This window comes from Chryseobacterium gilvum, from assembly GCF_025628965.1.
Lineage (GTDB): Bacteria > Bacteroidota > Bacteroidia > Flavobacteriales > Weeksellaceae > Chryseobacterium > Chryseobacterium gilvum.
In genome coordinates this window covers 435,734-455,609 of sequence record NZ_JAOTEN010000002.1, presented here as the reverse complement: position 1 = coordinate 455,609, position 19,876 = coordinate 435,734, and the positions used below count along the sequence as shown (strand labels likewise).

General features: G+C 34.7%; 15 protein-coding genes and 1 pseudogene. 5 read left to right on the top strand and 11 right to left on the bottom strand.

Annotation, left to right across the window (positions count from 1 at the left end):
- Positions 1-27: 27 nt before the first annotated feature.
- The 5 genes and pseudogenes from N0B16_RS08765 to rpiB all read right to left on the bottom strand — a co-directional run bounded on the left by N0B16_RS08765 (position 28) and on the right by rpiB (position 5,632).
- Positions 28-963, bottom strand: coding sequence for a S66 peptidase family protein (locus N0B16_RS08765; protein ID WP_262990450.1), 936 nt, complete (start codon positions 961-963; stop codon positions 28-30).
- Positions 960-1,646: a LysE family translocator gene (locus tag N0B16_RS08760; RefSeq protein ID WP_262990449.1), complete on the bottom strand. Its 687-nt coding sequence runs from the start codon at positions 1,644-1,646 to the stop codon at positions 960-962. Before N0B16_RS08760 ends, N0B16_RS08765 begins: the two co-directional genes overlap by 4 nt.
- A gap of 131 nt (positions 1,647-1,777) precedes the next feature.
- Positions 1,778-3,928, bottom strand: coding sequence for a ribonuclease R (gene rnr / locus N0B16_RS08755; RefSeq protein WP_262990448.1), 2,151 nt, complete (start codon positions 3,926-3,928; stop codon positions 1,778-1,780).
- A 663-nt stretch (positions 3,929-4,591) separates the two neighbouring features.
- Positions 4,592-4,846, bottom strand: a pseudogene (locus N0B16_RS08750) (thrombospondin type 3 repeat-containing protein); the annotation flags it as partial.
- A gap of 351 nt (positions 4,847-5,197) precedes the next feature.
- Entirely contained in the window at positions 5,198-5,632 is a 435-nt protein-coding gene (gene rpiB / locus N0B16_RS08745) for a ribose 5-phosphate isomerase B (RefSeq protein ID WP_262990447.1), read from the bottom strand.
- Between the two features lie 614 nt (positions 5,633-6,246).
- Between rpiB and N0B16_RS08740 the strand changes: the two genes are divergently transcribed.
- A complete protein-coding gene (locus N0B16_RS08740) occupies positions 6,247-7,437 on the top strand; it encodes a phosphoglycerate kinase (protein WP_262990446.1) in 1,191 nt (396 codons plus the stop codon).
- Positions 7,438-7,596: 159 nt separating this feature from the next.
- On the opposite strand, the gene N0B16_RS08735 is transcribed toward N0B16_RS08740, so the two are convergent.
- The 6 genes from N0B16_RS08735 to N0B16_RS08710 all read right to left on the bottom strand — a co-directional run bounded on the left by N0B16_RS08735 (position 7,597) and on the right by N0B16_RS08710 (position 16,232).
- Positions 7,597-8,418: a class I SAM-dependent methyltransferase gene (locus tag N0B16_RS08735; RefSeq protein ID WP_262990444.1), complete on the bottom strand. Its 822-nt coding sequence runs from the start codon at positions 8,416-8,418 to the stop codon at positions 7,597-7,599.
- 103 nt (positions 8,419-8,521) lie between these two features.
- Positions 8,522-10,384: a tRNA uridine-5-carboxymethylaminomethyl(34) synthesis enzyme MnmG gene (mnmG, locus tag N0B16_RS08730; protein WP_262990443.1), complete on the bottom strand. Its 1,863-nt coding sequence runs from the start codon at positions 10,382-10,384 to the stop codon at positions 8,522-8,524.
- A 180-nt stretch (positions 10,385-10,564) separates the two neighbouring features.
- A complete protein-coding gene (ybeY, locus tag N0B16_RS08725; protein WP_262990441.1) occupies positions 10,565-10,972 on the bottom strand; it encodes an rRNA maturation RNase YbeY in 408 nt (135 codons plus the stop codon).
- A gap of 4 nt (positions 10,973-10,976) precedes the next feature.
- Positions 10,977-13,133 (bottom strand): patatin-like phospholipase family protein, encoded by a 2,157-nt coding sequence (locus tag N0B16_RS08720; protein ID WP_262990440.1) that lies wholly within the window; start codon positions 13,131-13,133, stop codon positions 10,977-10,979.
- 2 nt (positions 13,134-13,135) lie between these two features.
- Positions 13,136-15,583 carry a bifunctional UDP-N-acetylmuramoyl-tripeptide:D-alanyl-D-alanine ligase/alanine racemase gene (locus tag N0B16_RS08715; protein WP_262990438.1) on the bottom strand — a complete coding sequence of 816 codons (2,448 nt, stop codon included), beginning with the start codon at positions 15,581-15,583 and terminating at the stop codon, positions 13,136-13,138.
- 52 nt (positions 15,584-15,635) lie between these two features.
- Positions 15,636-16,232: a thymidine kinase gene (locus N0B16_RS08710; protein WP_262990437.1), complete on the bottom strand. Its 597-nt coding sequence runs from the start codon at positions 16,230-16,232 to the stop codon at positions 15,636-15,638.
- A gap of 60 nt (positions 16,233-16,292) precedes the next feature.
- On the opposite strand from N0B16_RS08710, the gene N0B16_RS08705 reads away from it, so the two are divergent.
- The 4 genes from N0B16_RS08705 (at position 16,293) to fabG (ending at position 19,859) form a co-directional block, all read left to right on the top strand.
- On the top strand, positions 16,293-17,729 hold the full coding sequence (locus tag N0B16_RS08705; RefSeq protein WP_262990436.1) for a DUF8457 domain-containing protein: 1,437 nt from the start codon (positions 16,293-16,295) through the stop codon (positions 17,727-17,729).
- A 2-nt stretch (positions 17,730-17,731) separates the two neighbouring features.
- Positions 17,732-18,307: a hypothetical protein gene (locus N0B16_RS08700; RefSeq protein WP_262990435.1), complete on the top strand. Its 576-nt coding sequence runs from the start codon at positions 17,732-17,734 to the stop codon at positions 18,305-18,307.
- A 1-nt stretch (position 18,308) separates the two neighbouring features.
- Positions 18,309-19,010 (top strand): 16S rRNA (cytidine(1402)-2'-O)-methyltransferase, encoded by a 702-nt coding sequence (gene rsmI / locus N0B16_RS08695; protein ID WP_262990434.1) that lies wholly within the window; start codon positions 18,309-18,311, stop codon positions 19,008-19,010.
- 105 nt (positions 19,011-19,115) lie between these two features.
- Positions 19,116-19,859 carry a 3-oxoacyl-[acyl-carrier-protein] reductase gene (gene fabG, locus N0B16_RS08690; protein ID WP_262990433.1) on the top strand — a complete coding sequence of 248 codons (744 nt, stop codon included), beginning with the start codon at positions 19,116-19,118 and terminating at the stop codon, positions 19,857-19,859.
- The last annotated feature ends 17 nt before the right edge of the window (positions 19,860-19,876 follow it).

Sequence of the window (19,876 nt, the reverse complement as noted above, 5' to 3'; positions counted from 1 at the left end):
ATGAAAGTATATATTTGGAATACAGCATCATAGATCAAAATGTAAAGAAATTGTTTTCTCGACCTTTAACGTAGCATTTCCGCCAATAATCAGAGGCCGGTTATCTTTAATATGACCATTCGGGAAGCCGAAAACTACCGGAAAACTGTATTTTGAAATTCTTTCTGCAATAAGCTGGTACGCAAATCCGTCAAAACTTTCTGCATAGATTTTGTTGTCTTTTTCATCTCCCATATTGGTCATTCCGCCGATAATGAAACCCTTTATTTTTTTAAAAACTCCGGCTAATTCGAGGCTCATTATCATTCTGTCAAGTGCATAAAAATTTTCTCCGATATCTTCAATAAATAAAATTTTATCTTTAAAATCAAAGGAATATTTTGTGCCTAAGAGCGCGTAAATTAGCGCTAAATTCCCTCCGATAAATTCTCCTTCCGCAGTTCCGTTTTTATTATATGGATGGGCTTTTAAATTGTATATTAGATTTTTTCCATTTAAAATATCAAAAGTCAAATCATAACTTTCATCGGTTACCCCGAAACTTGATGTTTTAACGGTCTGTCCGTGAATTGATACAAAACCTTTTTTCAGTAAATAGCTTTGTATTACGGTATTGTCGGAATACCCAATGTACCATTTCGGGTTTTTGGCAAATTCTTTTATATTTAAATTTTCAATCAAATGCTGACAACCGTAACCTCCTCTGGAAGCCCAGATTGCAGAAATCTCAGGATGGTTTAATGCCCAATTAATATCTTTTGTTCTTTGTTCTTCAGTTCCGGCGTAATTGTATCCGTTGGAAAATTTTGTATACAGATGCTCTCCTAAAACAGGTTCAAAGCCTTTATCTTTTATTATCTGAATTCCTTTTTCAAGCTGAGATGGTTCTACGACTCCTGCAGGAGAAATTATGGCTATTTTGTCTCCTTTTGTAAGAGATTTCGGGAATATTTTTTTTTTCACTTGGTTTTTTTGTATTTTATTTCTGTTTTTTCTGCTTCTTCCAGACGCCTGTCAAACTGATTGAATTTCTTAAAGCTCTGTAAAAAGATAAAGAAGCTGAAAACAATCAGAATTCCACCCACAATTCTCCTGATGCGGTTGGCTAATTTCTGTGTAAGTCGGTCATGAAACTGTTTTGCCAGGAAGATTTTAGCAAGGTCAATCACTAAATACGTTGCGATAACAATACCGATATACAGAATAAAACTGCTGGTATCCGGATATTGATTCCGTACGGAAATGACGGTAACTAGCCAGAAAAGAATCACACCGACATTCAGAATATTAAAGAAAAAACCATTGATAAATGTTTTAAAATAGTTCTGGCTGATAATTTTTTCTTCTCCGGGAAGATGCATTTTGGTTTTGGTGGCAATCATGACAATTCCGTAGGCAAAAATCAGAATAGAAGTAATCCTGTAAAATCCGGGATGTTTATCTATCAGATTGACCAAATCTGCACTTGCATAATAGGCCGCGATGATGCATAAAAGATCTGCAGTAATTACTCCCATATCCAATGCTAAAGCATGTTTCGGACCTCTTGAAAAGCTGGTTTCTATTAACAGGAAAAATATGGGACCTATAAATACAAGGCTTAACATAAATCCTAAAATAATGGCAGAGAATACAAGTTCAAACATTTATAATTTGTTTCAAATTCAAATTTAAAGATTATATTTTTATTTGGGTTTAAAAAAGAATTTGTTTTGATTCTTATTTCTAAACAAAAAGACCACTATTTGTGGCCTTTATAATTATTTTAATATTGAAATTAATCTACAACCTTAAAATCAAGCTGTTTCTGAATTAAATTGGCTTTTACCACTTTAATCTGAACCTGGTCTCCCAACTGGTATCTTTTCCCGGTTCTGGAACCGTACACTGCGTGTGTAGATTTATCATAAGAGTAAGAATCATCCATCAAATCTCTTAATTTTATTAAACCTTCAGCACCGTTTTCCGGTATTTCTACCCAGAAACCGAATTCTGCCACGCCGGAAATCACTCCGGTAAAGGTTTCTCCCAGATGTTTTTCCATAAACTTTACCTGCATAAATTTGATAGAATCTCTTTCTGCATCTGCAGCCAGTCTTTCTCTTGCACTGCAATGCTTAGATTTTTCTTCCAGCTCATTTTTATCGGGCGATTTTCCACCATCCAGATAATGCTGAAGCAAACGATGGGCAAGCAAATCCGGGTAACGGCGTATAGGAGAGGTAAAGTGAGAATAGTAATCAAAACCAAGCCCGTAATGGCCGATAGGTTCGGTAGAATACACGGCTTTACTCATGCTTCGCATCGCTAAAGTCTCGATCATATTTTCTTCGCCTTTGCCTTTGACATCTTTTAATAAATTATTCAAAGACTCGGCTACTTTTTTGGTGTTTGCAAGATCCATCTTATACCCGAATGTAGAAACAAAATCTCTCAATGCTTCCAGTTTTGCAGGATCCGGATCATCGTGAACCCTGTAAATAAAAGTATTATTATTCGGTCTTCCTTTTTTCAGGGAAACAAATTCGGAAACTTTTTTATTGGCCAAAAGCATGAATTCTTCAATCAAATGATTTGAATCTTTGCTGATTTTGAAATACACGCCGATCGGCTCGCTTTTTTCATTTAAATTAAACCGAACCTCACTTCTGTCAAAAGTAATCGCCCCGTCTTTAATTCTTTGCTGACGCATGATTTTTGCCAGTCTGTCGAGTGTTAAAATTTCTTCCGCAAGATCACCTTCTTTGGTTTCTATTCTTTCCTGCGCTTCTTCATACGTAAATCTTCTGTCGGAGTGAATCACAGTTCTTCCAAACCACTGATTGACCACTTCTGCATCATCATTCATTTCAAAAACGGCTGAGAATGTAAATTTATCTTCATTCGGGCGCAATGAGCAAACATCATTACTTAAAACTTCCGGCAACATCGGGACAACACGGTCTACCAAATAGACGGATGTAGCTCTTTCATAGGCTTCATCATCCAACATCGTTCCCGGAATAACATAATGGGAAACATCGGCAATATGAACGCCTATTTCCCAGTTTCCGTTGTCTAATTTTTGGATAGATAAAGCATCATCAAAGTCTTTTGCATCTTTCGGATCGATGGTAAAAGTACATATTTTACGCATATCACGGCGTTTTGCCACTTCTTCATCGGTAATCCTTCTGTCGATTTTTTCGGCATCCTGTTCCACCTCTTCAGGGAAACTGTACGGCAAACCGTATTCGGCTAAAATAGAGTGAATTTCGGTTTCATGCTCTCCCGGAGCTCCTAAAACCTGGATGATTTCACCTTCCGGGTTTTTATCTCCGGCTTTCCATTCCAACATCTTTACGACCACTTTATTGCCGTTTTCAGCACCGTTTATTTTACCTTTCGGAACGAAAATATCAGTATTGATCGTCTTTTTATCGCACACTACAAAACCGAATTCTTTGTGCGGAACGAGCTGGAGAGTACCAACAAACTCTGTTCTGCTTCTTTCGAGCACTTCAAGTACAGAACCTTCCATTTTTTTACCTTTAAAATTGTAGGTAACAATGAGTACTTTATCGCCCTGCAGTGCATCTTTCACATTTTTTGCGTGAATGAAAACATCATCTTTTAAACCTTCTACTTTTACATAGGCATTTCCACTTTGGTTAAAATCGATAACGCCGGTTAAAGTACCTTCAATATTAAGATTGATGCTGTATTTCCCTTTATCGGTTTCTTTAATTCTTTGGTTGGACAACAGTTTATGCAGCGCCTGAATCACCAATTCGCGTTGCCTTGGATTTTTATGATCGATCCCGTCTGAAATCTGTTTGTAGTTGTATATTTTGGTTTGGTTCTGATTCATAAAACGGAGAATCAGTCTTCCTATTTCTAAAAGTTTTGAGTCATTTTTCTGACTTATATATTTGTTTTTTTTTGGCATTTTTATATTTATTTTTAAATAGGATAAAATCCTGTTCTTTTTTGTTCTATTTTTTCTTTAATTTTTCAATTCATTCCATTTGCCTGTGCTGTATTCCAATTTTTTAGATACAAATTTCAATCCACCAGAATAGGGAGTGTAGGTAACTTCCAGTTTGTGAGGATTTATAAATATGATATCTATTTTAATTAAAACTTCATTTGTCTTTACCGTTTTACCTTTTGGGACAATGTAGGCGTTATTATTTCTTGTTTTTTTTTCTAAATAATCATGCAATTCTTCCGGAAAAATTTTGGTGTAATCAGTATCATATTTCTTAAAAGGATATTTGATAACAGCAGTGACATTATTTTTCTGCACAAATTTTTCAAGTGCATTTTTATTCCAAAATCTTGTAACCAAAAAATTATATTCATCCGTACTTCTTCCACTGGTACATTTCGGCTCATAATTTTTTGGCTCATAATAACATAAAGGTCCGTAATCTAAAAATTTTATAAATACCTGAGTTACTTTTGATTGTTTATTTTCATCATTGAAATATTGTAGTATATTGGTACTAATTAAATTATAAATACGCTCAATCTCTTCATTATCCTCTCTAAATTTTTCAAATTTATTCCTTTCTTCTTCATAAAATTGAGTACAATCTAATTTTTGGCTGGGACATCCATTATTCTCTACTATTCCTTCAATTGTAGGACACGCATCATCCTTGTCTAAAACTCCATCTCCGTCCGTATCCGGCCATGGACAACCGTTATTTTCAGCCGGTCCTGCAACTTCAGGGCAAGCATCATCTCTATCTAAGACTCCATCCTCATCAGAATCTGGCCATTTACAGCCGTAATTTTTTATATCTCCCGCCTCTTTTGGACATTGATCCAGATAAAATAATTGTCCATCTTTGTCATTATCTGAAAGACATATCTTTTTGCTGAATTCTTTTCTGCATTTTTTAAAAGCATCATGATTTTGTATTTTCTGGGCATAGAAAATACAGAAAGCACACATTAAAATAAAAGCTATTTTGCTTTTCATTTGTAGAGTTAATAAAATTGAAACAAATCAATTTTCTTTTATTTATGACTTTAATCTGTATAAATTTAGTATAAAATAGGAGAAGAGAGAAGAAAAACCTATTAATAATCTTTCGAATTTTGTTAGGTTACTATGGAATAAACAGATTGGTAACTTCTGTCTGATGATGCAAATATAATAAATAAATAATAAATAAGACCTGTAACTGATTTACAGGCCTTTATTGTTTTAGCAGAATGCTATTTTGTCAACTCTGGTTTGGTGTCTTCCGCCTTCAAAATCGGTTAATAAAAATGTCTTGGCAATTTCGATGGCTACTTCTTTTGAAATAAATCTTGCAGGAATTGAGATCATATTAGCGTCATTATGCTGTCTTGCCAATGCCGCAATCTCAGGCATCCAACATAATGCACAACGTATTTTCTGGTGTTTATTGGCCGTAATCTGTACTCCGTTTCCGCTTCCACAGATCAGAATTCCCAATTCGTTATCCCCATTTTCAACAGAAGTTGCTGCAGGATGTACAAAATCCGGATAATCTACACTATCGGTAGAATACGTTCCGAAGTCCTGAATTTCATACTGATCTTCAAAATGTTTTTTAATAATTTCTTTGTATTCAAAACCTGCGTGATCTGCAGCTATGGCAATTTTTCTTTTCATATAGACTAATTTATATCATCAGACAGAGATCAATTCCACTACGATGTAATTGCTGCAATGCCGTGATGCCGAGTTATACTTTTACTACATTTATTCCTGCAAATTTAAGTATTAAAATATAAAATGTGATTTATCCTCTCATAAAATGTGAAAAGACCTGTGAATAACTGTGGAAAACTTTTGCAAACTAAATGAATTTTAAATCACAATATTTATTAATGAACTAAAGGCTGACCATGTCAATACAAAACTTTCAAAATCTTTCCGTGGAATATTCTGCAGTTTCTCCATAAGAAAGAAACTCATATCTGTAGGATCCAAGAGTTATCAATAGTTGTTAATAAGTCTTAAATTTATCAGATTTTCAATACGTTACATTGTGAATGAATTATGAATTAAAAACAAACTGTATGTTATGAAGTTTTATCTGAAAAGTTATCCCCGAAATTCACAATACTCAACAACAGCTATCATCCTTTTTTTATTATAAAGAAAATTTATGTTGATTATTGAATGATAAGTTTGTGGGATTTTTTTTGAAAACTTTTATCTTTTTGAATCTCTTCCGAAAGTTTAAAATCTTACATTTGTGAAAAGAAATTCAAAAGCTATTTATGAAAACAATCAACGATTTTAATTTCAAAGATCAAAAGGCGTTAGTAAGAGTTGACTTTAATGTTCCGCAGGATGATCAGCTGAAAGTTACAGATAATACCAGAATTTCTGCAGTAAAACCTACTGTAGAAAAGATTTTGAGAGACGGTGGTTCTGTGATTTTAATGACACATCTGGGAAGACCGAAAGGCGAGGTAAAAGACGAGTTTTCTCTGAAGCATATTGTAAACGAAGTTTCAAATGTTCTGGGTCATGAAGTTAAATTTGTAGAAGAATCGATAGGAGAGAAGGCTGAAAAAGCAGCTGCTGAACTTCAGCCGGGAGAAATACTGCTACTGGAGAATCTACGTTTTCATAATGAAGAGGAAAAAGGGGATGAAAAGTTTGCAGAACAGCTTTCAAAATTAGGAAATGCTTATGTAAATGATGCTTTTGGAACTGCTCACAGAGCACATGCTTCTACCGCTGTAATTGCTAAATTTTTCAGTTCAACTAAATTTTTCGGTTTACTGATGGAAAATGAATTGAAAGCGATTGATAAAGTTTTAAAAAGCGGTGAAAGGCCTGTTACAGCAATTCTAGGAGGTTCTAAAGTTTCTACAAAAATTACCATTATAGAAAATATTTTACCGGCAATCGATAATCTTATCATTGGTGGCGGAATGGCTTTCACATTTATCAAGGCACTTGGCGGGAAAATTGGAAATTCGCTGGTAGAAGAAGATAAACTGTCTCTTGCGTTGGAAATTTTAGCAAAGGCAAAAGAGCATAAGGTAAAGGTATATCTTCCTTCAGATGCTGTGATTGCAGAAAGCTTTAGCAATGATGCAGATAGAAAAGAAACGGATATCTACGAAATTCCGGAAGGCTGGATGGGATTAGATGCAGGACCAAAATCCCGAGAACAGTTTAATGACGTTCTTTTAGGTTCAAAAACAATTTTGTGGAACGGACCTATCGGTGTGTTTGAAATGTCAAATTTTGCAGCAGGAACTATTGCTTTAGGAGACAGTATTGCAGAAGCTACAAAATTGGGGGCTTTTTCGCTTGTGGGAGGAGGAGACAGTGTTGCTTTTGTAAAGCAGTTCGGATATGACGAAAAAGTAAGCTATGTTTCTACCGGTGGCGGCGCAATGCTGGAAAGTTTAGAAGGACTGGAACTTCCTGGGATTGCAGCGATCAATCAATAAAAGTATTTTTTAAAAAATATAAGTCTGCTGAAAATTTCGGCAGACTTTTTTATTTGCTAAAAGATCTAATTTCTTTTCTGTTAAATTTCTAAAAAGAAATATAAATTTTATAGAATATAGTAAAAATTGACCTTCAGAAATAGGTCAAAAATCGATTTTCTACTTTTTTTCGATAATGTATATCAAACTTGAAAATTCGTTAGAAAAAAGTGCTTTTATGTTAGAAATCGTTCCGTAGAATGTTGCTTTTAACCAAAAAAGCGGCGATTTTTTATATTTTTCGCTTAGCATAGCAATATAATAAGAATCTAAAACGAGTGGTTTGATTTTTCGCATTTTCCAGTTTGGTTTTTTGGAAATTAAATTTTCCATCCCTTTTTTTGAAAAATGATAAATATGTCTTGGAACATCATAGGCTGCCCAATATTCTTTATAATGTTTTGCATCGTAAGAAGTAGGGTTGGGAACAGCAATGATCAGCAATCCTTTGTCTTTTAATTTTGAATTGAAAATCTCCAGCATTTCATCCTGATTTTCTACATGTTCAAAAACATGCCATAAAGTAATTGCATCCAGAGTTCCGTTTTCAATGGAGCGGATGTCATCTACAATTTTCGCTTTTGATAATTTATTCTGAGCCGCTTTTCTTGCATCTGCATCAGGTTCAAAACCGATAGTTTCGAAATCATTTTCTATATATTTTACAAATTCTCCGGCGCCGCAACCATAATCTAAAACTTTTGATCCTCTCTGAATTCTGTCAATAAGTATATTTTTTTTATACTGTAAATTGAAAGATTGTAAAAATTTATAGAGTTTTTCTTTTAAACTTCCTGAATCCTGATGATGAGAAATATAATTTTCACTTTCATAATATGTAGAAATATTCGGTGGAATAGGAGAGGTTTTGTACACTCCTTTTGTTTCAGTTTCATTAATTTCAAATATTTCCTGAGAGAGAAAATGATCTTTAATTTTCATTTAAATATATCTGTATTAAAATTTGGATATTCAAACGATAGTTCGCAGTAAACACCTAGTTTCATTTAAATTCTATATATGTTTCACGTGAAACATGTGGCTTTTATCTTCCTAAATAAACCATTAAAACATTAATATCTGCTGGAGATACGCCACTTATTCTTCCTGCTTGAGCTAACGTTTTAGGACGTACTTTGTTCATTTTTTGTTTTGCTTCAGCAGATAAACTTGATATTTTAATATAATCGAAATCTTGTGGAATCTTTACATTTTCTAACCTGTTCAGTTTAGCCACATTTTCTTTTTCCTTTTCAATATACCCCTTGTATTTTATATTGACTTCAGCCTGCTCTCTCACCTCGTCGCTGTACTGTGAGGTAAATTCTTTAATTACATCAATCTCGTCTAATTTGTCTAAGGTAATATTAGGTCTTGTAAGAAATTGAGATGCTCTGTATGCCTGATCTACAGGGTTACTTTCTATGTTTTCTAAGATAGGATTGATAATTCCTGGTTTTAAAGAAGTTTCTCGAAGAAAAGACTCAAGTTCCTGACTTTTAGTAATTTTCTCTTCTACTTTATGTAATCTTTCTTCTTTTGCCAATCCCAGATGATAGGCTTTTTCAGTCAATCTGATATCTGCATTATCCTGTCTTAATAACAGTCTGTATTCTGCTCTCGAAGTAAACATTCTGTACGGTTCTTCCGTCCCTTTTGTGATCAGATCATCAATTAAAACACCGATATAAGCTTCATCCCTATTCAGAATAAACTCATCTCTATCAGCTACTTTATTATGTGCATTAATACCGGCCATTAAGCCTTGTCCGGCTGCTTCTTCATATCCTGTTGTCCCATTGATCTGACCGGCGAAATACAAATTATCAATTAATTTGGTTTCCAAGGTATGTTTCAGCTGAGTAGGAGGGAAGTAGTCATATTCAATCGCATAACCCGGTCTGAATACTTTTACATTTTCAAATCCAGGAATGTGCTTCATGGCTTTTATCTGCACATCTTCAGGAAGAGAAGAACTGAACCCGTTTACATAAATTTCCACCGTTTTCCAGCCTTCAGGTTCTACAAATAACTGATGTCTTGTACGCTCAGCGAAACGGTTGATCTTATCTTCAATACTTGGACAATATCGCGGTCCTAAACTTTGAATGGTACCATTAAACATCGGACTTCTATCAAATCCTTCGCGTAAAATATCGTGCACCGTTTCGTTGGTATATACAATATGACAGCTCAATTGTTTGGTTAATTTTGGCGTGTCGGTGTAGCTGAATTTCTGTGGCTTTTCATCTCCTTTCTGTTCTTCCATTTTAGAATAGTCAAGACTTCTTCCATCTACTCTTGGTGGCGTACCGGTCTTCATTCTCCCGGATTCAAACCCTAATGAAACCAACTGTTCCGTAATTCCGAATGCTCTTGGTTCGCCCATTCTTCCGCCGCCTAACTGTTTATCTCCCACGTGAATCAAACCATTCAGGAAAGTACCATTCGTTAAAACAACAGATTTTGATCTGATTTCTATTCCTAAAGAAGTTACAACTCCTACAGCTTTATTATTTTCTATTATTAAACTCTTTACCATATCCTGAAAAAAATCAAGATTGGGGGTATTTTCTAATGCATAACGCCATTCTTCTGCAAACAGCATTCTATCATTTTGCGTTCTCGGAGACCACATTGCGGGACCTTTTGAAAGGTTGAGCATCTTAAATTGTATTGCAGATTTATCCGCCACAATTCCGGAATATCCTCCCATAGCGTCAATTTCCCGTACGATCTGTCCTTTTGCGATACCTCCCATTGCGGGGTTGCAGCTCATTTGTCCGATGGTCTGCATATTCATTGTAACCAATAAAGTTTTTGATCCTAAATTGGCAGCAGCAGCGGCAGCTTCACAGCCTGCGTGACCTGCACCGACTACGATTACATCATATATTTCTGAAATCATTTTATTGCTTATTTAAGCCTTACATTTTAAATCCTAATAAATGTTTCACGTGAAACATTGTGTCGAAATGAGCTTAGAATGCTTGTATTCCGTTGTTTTTAGCCCCGATGGTAGCATTTGTTTGAGCTCTTTTTTATTTAAAAAATAAAAAAAGCGAGTGCGGACAGCGGGAAATAGCTCCTAATTATATCTCGCAATATAATAGTCTTCTTTACTTCGCATCTCTATTTCTTGTGCTTCTGTTTTGTCTTTGTATCCACAAAGATGAAGAATCCCATGAGCCAAAACCCGTCTTAATTCTTCCTCATAATTTTTGGATAGGGTAGAAGCATTATCAGAAATGCGCTGCAAAGATACAAAAATCTCGCCGCTTATCGTTTTGCCTTTTACCGAGTCAAAAGTGATGATATCTGTATAATAATCATGCTGCAGATAATCCTGATTTATTTTTAGCAAAAACTCGTCATCGCAGAAGATATAATTGATCTCTCCCAATTTTTTTTCTTCGGCAAAAATGATTTCTTCTAACCATTTTATATATTTTGTATTTACCGAATGCGGTACGTTTTCGTAAAAGAATTGTATCATATTTTTAAAACCAGTGTCCTAAAATGACACTGAATATACCTTTTTGATTATTTTTAAGAGAATGGCTGAAATTAAATTTGATCTGTCCGAACGGAGATTTATATCCAGCGGTGATGCCTAAAGAGCTGTAATTGACCTTTACCGCATCTTCAAAATTAATATCATTTGAAAGATTCGCTAATGAAAAGTTTCCTGTAATAAAATAATTTTTATTGATTCTGAACTGAAGATCATTGGAAATCAAAACGAGATTGTTTGCATTGAGCTGTGCAAAATAAAATCCTGCGAAACTTTTGAAATTAATAATATTTTGTTCAAAAATCCCACCCAGTCTATATTGATAAAAGGGAGGAAGGTTTTCTCCGATCGTTATGCCTCCGTATAAATTTAAATTATAATTAAACTGTTTTGAAAGCGGAATACTGATTCTGATATCTGCTTTTACCTGAACCACTCTTTTATCAACTTCGGATTTTAACAGATCGATTACTTTACCTTCAGCATTCAGATAAAATCCTTTGGTAGGAAAATCTTTGTCATTTTGAGTATCACTTTTAAGAAATACGTAAGGATTTAAAAATCGGCTGTATCTCTTATTGGTGCCATTAATTTCGGCCTCAAAGTAATCATGACTGATTCCTGTACCAATTGCAAATTTATCTCTCCATATCGATTGAATATACACTTCATTCCGCAGCCATTCCCATTTTTCTACATTGACATTATTATCGCCTCTTAAATCAAAGCTCATTCCAGAAGAATAAATTCCAACTCCGGGTATATACCCGTTATCAATAAAATAATTCAGATAGTAGCGCGGTTTATCTCCTACAATAACGTCAAGGGAAAGATTCGAATTTTTAAACAGGAGTCTTTTTGCCGAATAATTCAGCAGCAATCCGGTTTTGAATACTTCATCATAATGAAGGCCAAATTTAAAAAAATGTCTTGCCTCATCTTCTGTTACATACAGCTTCAGAATATTAGTATCGTTTTCTGTAATAATATCGTAATTAATGAAACTGTAATTATTGGTTGCAACCAGTTTATCGATTCCTTTGTTAATGCTTCCATACGTTTGCAATGATGGTAAATGGAGACCCATCTTACCCAAAACATAGTTTTTACCGTAAATTCTGCTTCCAATCAGCTGAATGCTGTCGATCTTGTATACATTAGAATAAACCGGATTTACAGGCTGTCTGAGACGTTCAAAAGAGCGTTTTGGAAGCTGATCTAGTAGCTCTCTATATTTCAGGCCTTCTACATATCCACTGTCGAGAATTTTCTTCTTATCATCGTAACTTGTTGCAGTCATGCCTTTAAGATTAGGCTTTATATTGATATCGGTATATTTATATTGCCGTTTCGTATCCTTATGGATGTTCATATCAATGATCTGATTAAGAATTGCAATAATACTGTTTAAATCTTCTCGTTTTGACAGGTCCTGGTTAAGATCTACTCCAATTACAATATCAATCCCTTTATCTTTTAAAGGTTTTGAAGGATAATTTACGGTCATTGCTCCGTCAATATAAATACTGTCACCGATCTTCACCGGATCCATCAATGAAGGAAAAGCTGAACTCGCCATGATAGACTGTACCAGATCTCCTTTCTCGAAAAGCTGCATATTCCCGCTTTCAAGATTGGTTCCCACGCACATAAAAGGAATTGGAAGTTTTGAAAAATCATCTATGTTTGATACATTTTTAAATAATTCTTTCAGCAGATACACATTTTTCTGTCCGGTGCTGATCGAAGAAGGAAGATTAACCTTACCATTTTTTACAGGAATCGTTAAAAGGTATTTATCTACCGATTTATTAAAAAAAGTGCTTTCTTTACGGGATTTCGGATCGCGGATGAGAGAATAAAAATCAGTATCCATGACGATTTTCTCAATATCTTTTCCGGTGTATCCTGAAGCATACAGACCTCCGATAATTGCACCCATACTGGTTCCGGAGATGTAATCAACCTTTACTCCTAAAGAATCAAGAACTTTTAAAACTCCTACGTGAGCAAAACCTTTAGCACCACCTCCTGCCAAAGAAAGGCCGATTTTCGGATTTTTAGGGATTACCAACCCTTTTTTCACCTGAGAATGGATCATTAACAGCTGAAATAGTAATACAAAGATCAGGAGTTTTTTCATAATTAATCTTTTATATAAATCCGTTTTACACGAGGCGAAATAGAAGTAAGTACTTCGTAAGTGATTGTTTTGCAGTATTCTGCAAATTCTTTTAATGTTGGTTTAGAATTAAAAACAGTTACTATATCTCCTTCTTTTACACCCGTAATGTGATCTACATTTATCATCATCATATCCATACAGATATTTCCAACAATAGGAGCTAATATTTTATGAATTCCTACACTTCCCACTGAGTTTCCGATTAATCTTGGTATTCCGTCTGCATATCCTACCGGTATTGTAGCAATTTTCGTCAGATGATCTGCTTTATATTTCCTGCTATAGCCTACCGATTCTCCTTTTTCAACCAGAGAAATCTGAGAAATGACCGTTTTAAAGCTTACACAGGAATGCAATTGTTTTTGGATTTCAATATTTGATGATTCACCCAACATGCCTATTCCAATTCTTACCATATCATATTGATTATCAGTATAATTTGTAATTCCTGACGAATTTAAGATATGCCGTAAAGGTTGATATCCTAAATTTTTTATCAGATACTCTGAATTCTTTCGGAATTTTTCCAATTGCTGTACCGTAAATTCTTTTTCTTCTGGTACATCAGAAGACGAAAGATGGCTGAAAATACTTTGTACTTTCAGATTTTTATCTTTTAAGCTTTCATATAAATAATCCAGCTCATGTTCTTTAAAACCAAGACGATGCATTCCGGTTTCCAGTTTTATATGAATAGGATATTTTGTATCGTTCCCCGATTTTTGAACAGCTTTATAAAATAAGTCTAAAACTCTTACACTATAGATTTCAGGTTCCAGATTGTACTGAATAATGGCGTCGTAACTGTGCTGTTCAGGATTCATCACTACAATTGGTGTGGTAATGCCTTTTTTCCGAAGCTCAACCCCTTCATCGGCGTATGCAACGCCAAGATAATCAATATGGTGATGCTGCAAAAATTCTGAAACTTCATAACTTCCCAATCCGTAAGCATTAGCTTTTACCATGGCCATCATTTTTGTTTCCGGCCTTAATAAGGACTTATGATAATTGATATTATGAAGAATAGCATTCAGATTAATTTCCAATACCGTATCATGTTTTCTGAGTTCAAGGAGATCTTTAATTTTTTCAATCTCGAACTTCCTTGCTCCTTTTAATAAAATAACCTGGTTTTCAATATCTGTAAGATATTTACTGTCAATCAGTTCGTAAGTATCATTAAAAGTAAAAGTTGCACCATTGAAAAACTTTTTGAACTGGGTAATTTCTTCACCAATCAAAAAAACGGAATCAAAATTCTGCTCATTGACCAATTCTGAAACTTCCTCATATAATTCTTCAGATTTAGAATTTACCCCGATAATATCGGTTAACACCAAAGATTTTTTAGGCTTATTGTATTCTTTGAGAAATTGCAGAGCGGTTTTTAAAGAGTCTAAATCGAGGTTAAAGGAATCATTGACAATAATATTGTTTTTTATGCCTTCAATAGCTTCTAAGCGCATCTCTACGGCTTTCAGTGCATTAATTTTATCTACAATCTTTGTATTATCGATGTGCAATACCTTTAAAACGGTAAATAATGCGAGAACATTGGTAAGGGTAGCTTCATCTCTTTGATGTACCGGAAGACGTATTTCCTCATTATGATAGGCGATAATGAGATCTTCTTCCTTTGAAATTGTATTTTTAATATAAACGTCATTCGATTCTTTAAAACCGTACGAAATTAATTTTCTGCCTGAATACAGCTGCTGTATTTTATTCTCCGTCAATGAGTTATCTCCATTATAAATAATAATTTCAGAGCGTTTGAAAAGCTGTATTTTTTCATCAATCAGCTCTTCTTCCGATTTAAAATTGGCGGAATGAGCCGTACCGATATGGGTCAATAATCCGATTTTGGGATGGAAAATTTCTTCCAGGTTTTGCATTTCGAAAGGCTGCGAAATCCCGGCTTCAAAGATTCCCAATTGGTGGTTTGTATTGATTTGAAGAAGAGAAAGAGGAAGCCCGATTTGAGAATTAAAACTTTTGGGGCTTTTGACTGTAGAATATTCGTTCCACAGACATTGGTATAGCCATTCTTTAAGAATCGTTTTCCCATTGCTTCCGGTAATCCCGATTGATTTTAAATGAGAATGCTCAAAGTGGTATTTTGCTAAATTTTGAAGAAAGGTTATTGCATTTTCTACAATAATCCAGGTGATATTTATAAATTTAGGATCATAATGCTCTGCAATGATTACCGTAATACCACGATCAATGGCAGATTCAACAAATTTTTCGCCGGAATTTTTTTTGGTATTAATAGCAATAAAAGCAGTATTTTTTGTTGAATAAATAATCCTGCTGTCAAAAGCAATATTTTTGACCACCGTCGTTGTATCTCCAATGACTTTCGCACGGGTGATTTCTGCAATTTGTTGTACTGTATAATTCATTAATTCCCTTCTGCTAATTTTTATAGAATAATGTGATCAATATTACTTAATCTTAGATTAATCCGTTTTTCTTTAAAAGTACCTCATCAATAAAAACACGTCTGCTTACGGCTTCATAACTCTCCGTTTCACCGAGTTCTACCAGATTATTTCCTGGTGAAGTTCTCATCGAATAATTGGCAAGATTTCCGGTCCTTTTGCAGATCGCATGCACTTTGGTTACATATTCTGCAGTAGCCATCAGATTCGGCATCGGACCGAAAGGACGTCCTAAGAAATCCATATCCAGACCGGCAATGACAACTCTAATACCATTGTTAGCCAGTTGATTAGCGATTTCTACAATGCTTTCATCAAAAAACTGGGCTTCATCAATCCCTACAACATCACAATTGGATCCCAGTAAAATAATTTCATTGGGGTTTTCTACCGCGGTGCTTCGGATTTTATTTTTATTGTGCGACACGACATCATCATCAGAATACCTTGTATCTGTTTTAGGTTTAAAAATTTCAACATTTTGTCCCGCCATTTCAGCTCTTCTGAGTCTCCGGATCAACTCTTCGGTTTTTCCGGAAAACATAGAGCCACAAATAACTTCCATCCAACCGCTTTGTTTGGAATGATTAATTGTATTTTCTAAAAACATTTGTTATTTTAGCCGTAATATTTTAACATCAAAAGTAAGCAATTTTAATAAGATTCTTCTATGCAGAACATCCAAGATTTAAAGGACAGGATTTTTTTTGAATCCAAGAATATCCTCAGTATTCTGGGCAAAACAAACAATGTTGACGACCTACTTTCTAAGCAGAATCTTATCGATGAGCTTACCGAAAGAGTATCTTTCCTGCAGCAGCTGGAAAATAAGATCCATTATTATCAGCACGAAGCCACACCGCTATCCGGAGTTTTGGAAGATGAGTCTTCACCTTCAGTCACGCAGCATTTTTCTGTAAACGTCACCGAAGAGGAAGCTCTATTTAACAATGCGCTGAACGAAATTGAAAATAAAAATCAATTTTCAAATGATGTGATGGAAGAAGAAGCTATTTTTAATAATCAATTGAATGAAATTGTTGAAAATGAATTCCATGAAAACATTGTCACTTTAGCAGAAGAACATTCCGAAATACCTGAAACAGATTCTGACCAAAATGGGGAATCTGAGAATTTTGAAAACGAAAATTCTGATTTTGATCTTCAAATGAGCGAAATAGATGAAGAAGAAACTTCAAAACAGCAGGACCGCGTTTTAAGCTTCATTGATGAAGAAAGAGTTCTGGAAAATGCTGAGCCTGAAGATGATGAAATGGTTTCTGAAGAAATTTTTGGTGATCAGGTAACTGAAGAAGAAGCGATCTTCAATAACCAGCTGAATGAAATAGATGATGTAAATGGTACAGATTCCGAAAATGAAGAAATAGAAAAGAAAGATTCAGATCAAAAACAAGATCATTCAATTGATATGGACGCATCGGGTTTTGAAGATGAGATGTTGATTGAAGAATCTGAAAATGAATATATTTCAACAGATTTCACCCACGATGAAATCGCTACGGAAAATTCGAATGTGGATCATATTCTGGCAGATATCAAGAAAACCGGCGATGAGTTTTCGGAAGAAAAAACACAGGATTCTGACCGACGAAAAATCGTAGAAATCGATAAACCTTTACCTGAAACGGGTAAAGACATACCGCCTTCTGATGAAAGTTTTGAAAATCTCGATACCTATAATCAGGAAAAAAAGATAAAACTTGCCAATATAAAAGGGCTTAAAACTATTCAGACTTTATTTGATGATGATCCTCTGGATAGAGAAATTCCCAAACAAAAAACAGAATCAACCATAAAAGAAGACACCGGAAGCCTGCTGAAAACCAATATTCCTACCGGTTACATGGAAGCTGAAAAGCAAAAGCAGGAATTCAGGCTGGATCTTAATGACAGAATGGCTTTTACAAAAATGCTGTTTAATGGAAGCCAGACTGATCTCAATCAGGCGGTGTCCGAACTGAACCGATGCAGAAATCTTGAAGAAGCCAAAGAATATCTGAGCGATTTGTATTACGACCGAAAATGGAATAAAGTAGACGAATACGCGCAGAGATTATGGGTATTGGTAGAAAATAAATTCTTATAATTTTGAGCAGAATCCAAATTTTAAGAAGAAAGATTGATAAAAAAACTCTTGTCACTTATCTTCTGTTTATTCTCTTTTTTGTTTTTATTAATTTTTATTTACAACCTTTAATAAAAAAAGAATATTTACCGATAGAAATTAAAAGATTTGATGAAAATATTTCTTGGAAAATATATGTAGTAATTTGCAGTAGCATACTTTTATCAATTTTAATATTTAAAGCTAAAACACTTCAATCTAAAGGTGAAGCAATTCTTGGTTTTTTGTTTATAGTTATTTTTTCATTCTTTTTTTTCACAAAAATTATTACAAATATCTCGTTATATATTAATCAGTTATTGATTAAAGGAAAAGAAAAAGAAGTATTTGTCGTTCATGTCGAAAGTTTAGAAAATAAAAAATATATGCATCTTTCAGGAAATAAAAATTTTATTAATGATTCTGACCATAAAAATTTAGGAAAAATTGATGAAATAAGAAATAAAAACGGACTAAAGCCTTTAAATGAAATCTATAATCGTGATACGATAAATATTGTTTTTAGAAAAGGATTATTTGGTTTCAAATATTTAAAATAAAATGTCAGGAATCCTATATTTTGTTCCCACTCCGGTCGGGAACCTGGATGATATGACTTTCAGAGCTGTCAAAGTCCTGAAAGAAGTTGATTATATTCTCTGTGAAGATACCAGAACTTCCGGAATACTATTAAAGCACTACGAAATTTCAAAGCCTCTAAAATCGTATCATTTACACAATGAGCATCACGCAACCGAAAAAGTAATCGCAGATCTTAAAAGCGGTCAGAATATTGCCATCATCACCGATGCAGGAACACCCGGAATTTCAGATCCCGGCTATTTGCTGGCCAATGCAGGCGCAGAACAGGACATCGAAATGATCTGCCTTCCAGGAGCAACAGCTCTTATTCCTGCACTGGTGGTTTCCGGATTACCCAATAATGAGTTTTTATTTGCCGGCTTTCTTCCACAGAAAAAAGGAAGACAAACGAGACTGAAACAGCTTGCAGAAGAGAAAAAAACCATTGTTTTGTATGAAAGCCCACATAAAATCAATACGACTTTAGAGCAGATCAAAGAATTTTTCGGGGAAGAAACAAGAGCAAGCCTGAGCCGGGAAATTTCAAAAAAGTTTGAAGAAACCAAAAGAGGAACCATTGCAGAATTGATTGAGTTTTCTCAAAGTAAAACGCTAAAAGGAGAGATTGTTTTGATTGTGAATAATGCGATGCATCAAAAGCAGGATAAAACCGAAAAATAAAATCACTATGACTCAAATCATTTCGTACCCGCCAATTTGTAATATCTTTGCATACGATTGTACTTGAAGCATACGATTACATTAAACAAATAATCATTTAGATATATGAAACTATTAGAAGGAAAAGTAGCACTTATTACCGGAGCTACAAGGGGAATCGGGAAAGGAATTGCTGAAATTTTCGCGCAACAGGGCGCTAAAGTAGCATTTACCTATGCCGGTTCTGTGGAAAAAGCGAAAGAATTAGAAACTGCTTTACGTTCTGTAACTCAAATTAAAGGATATCAGTCTGATGCTTCAGATTACGATGCGGCGCAAAAATTAGTGGAAGAAGTAATGGCTGAATTTGGCAAAATTGATATTTTGGTCAATAATGCCGGAATTACCAAAGACAACCTGTTGATGAGAATGTCAAAAGACGATTGGGATACAATTATCAAAGTGAATTTAGATTCCGTGTTTAACCTTACCAAAGCGGTGATAAAGCCGATGATGAAGGCGAAATCAGGGTCTATTATCAATATGACTTCTGTGGTAGGAGTAAAAGGAAATGCAGGACAGGCCAATTATGCGGCTTCCAAAGCCGGAGTGATTGGTTTTACCAAATCTGTCGCGTTGGAATTAGGCTCCAGAAATATTCGTTGTAATGCTATTGCTCCGGGATTTATTGAAACGGAAATGACAGCTGCTTTAGACGAAAAAACAGTTCAGGGATGGAGAGATGGGATTCCTTTGAAAAGAGGAGGTCAGCCGGAAGATGTAGCCAATGCGTGTGTGTTTTTTGGAAGCGAAATGTCTTCTTATATTTCCGGGCAGGTATTGAATGTAGACGGCGGAATGCTTACATAAAAAAATAATTTTTTTAA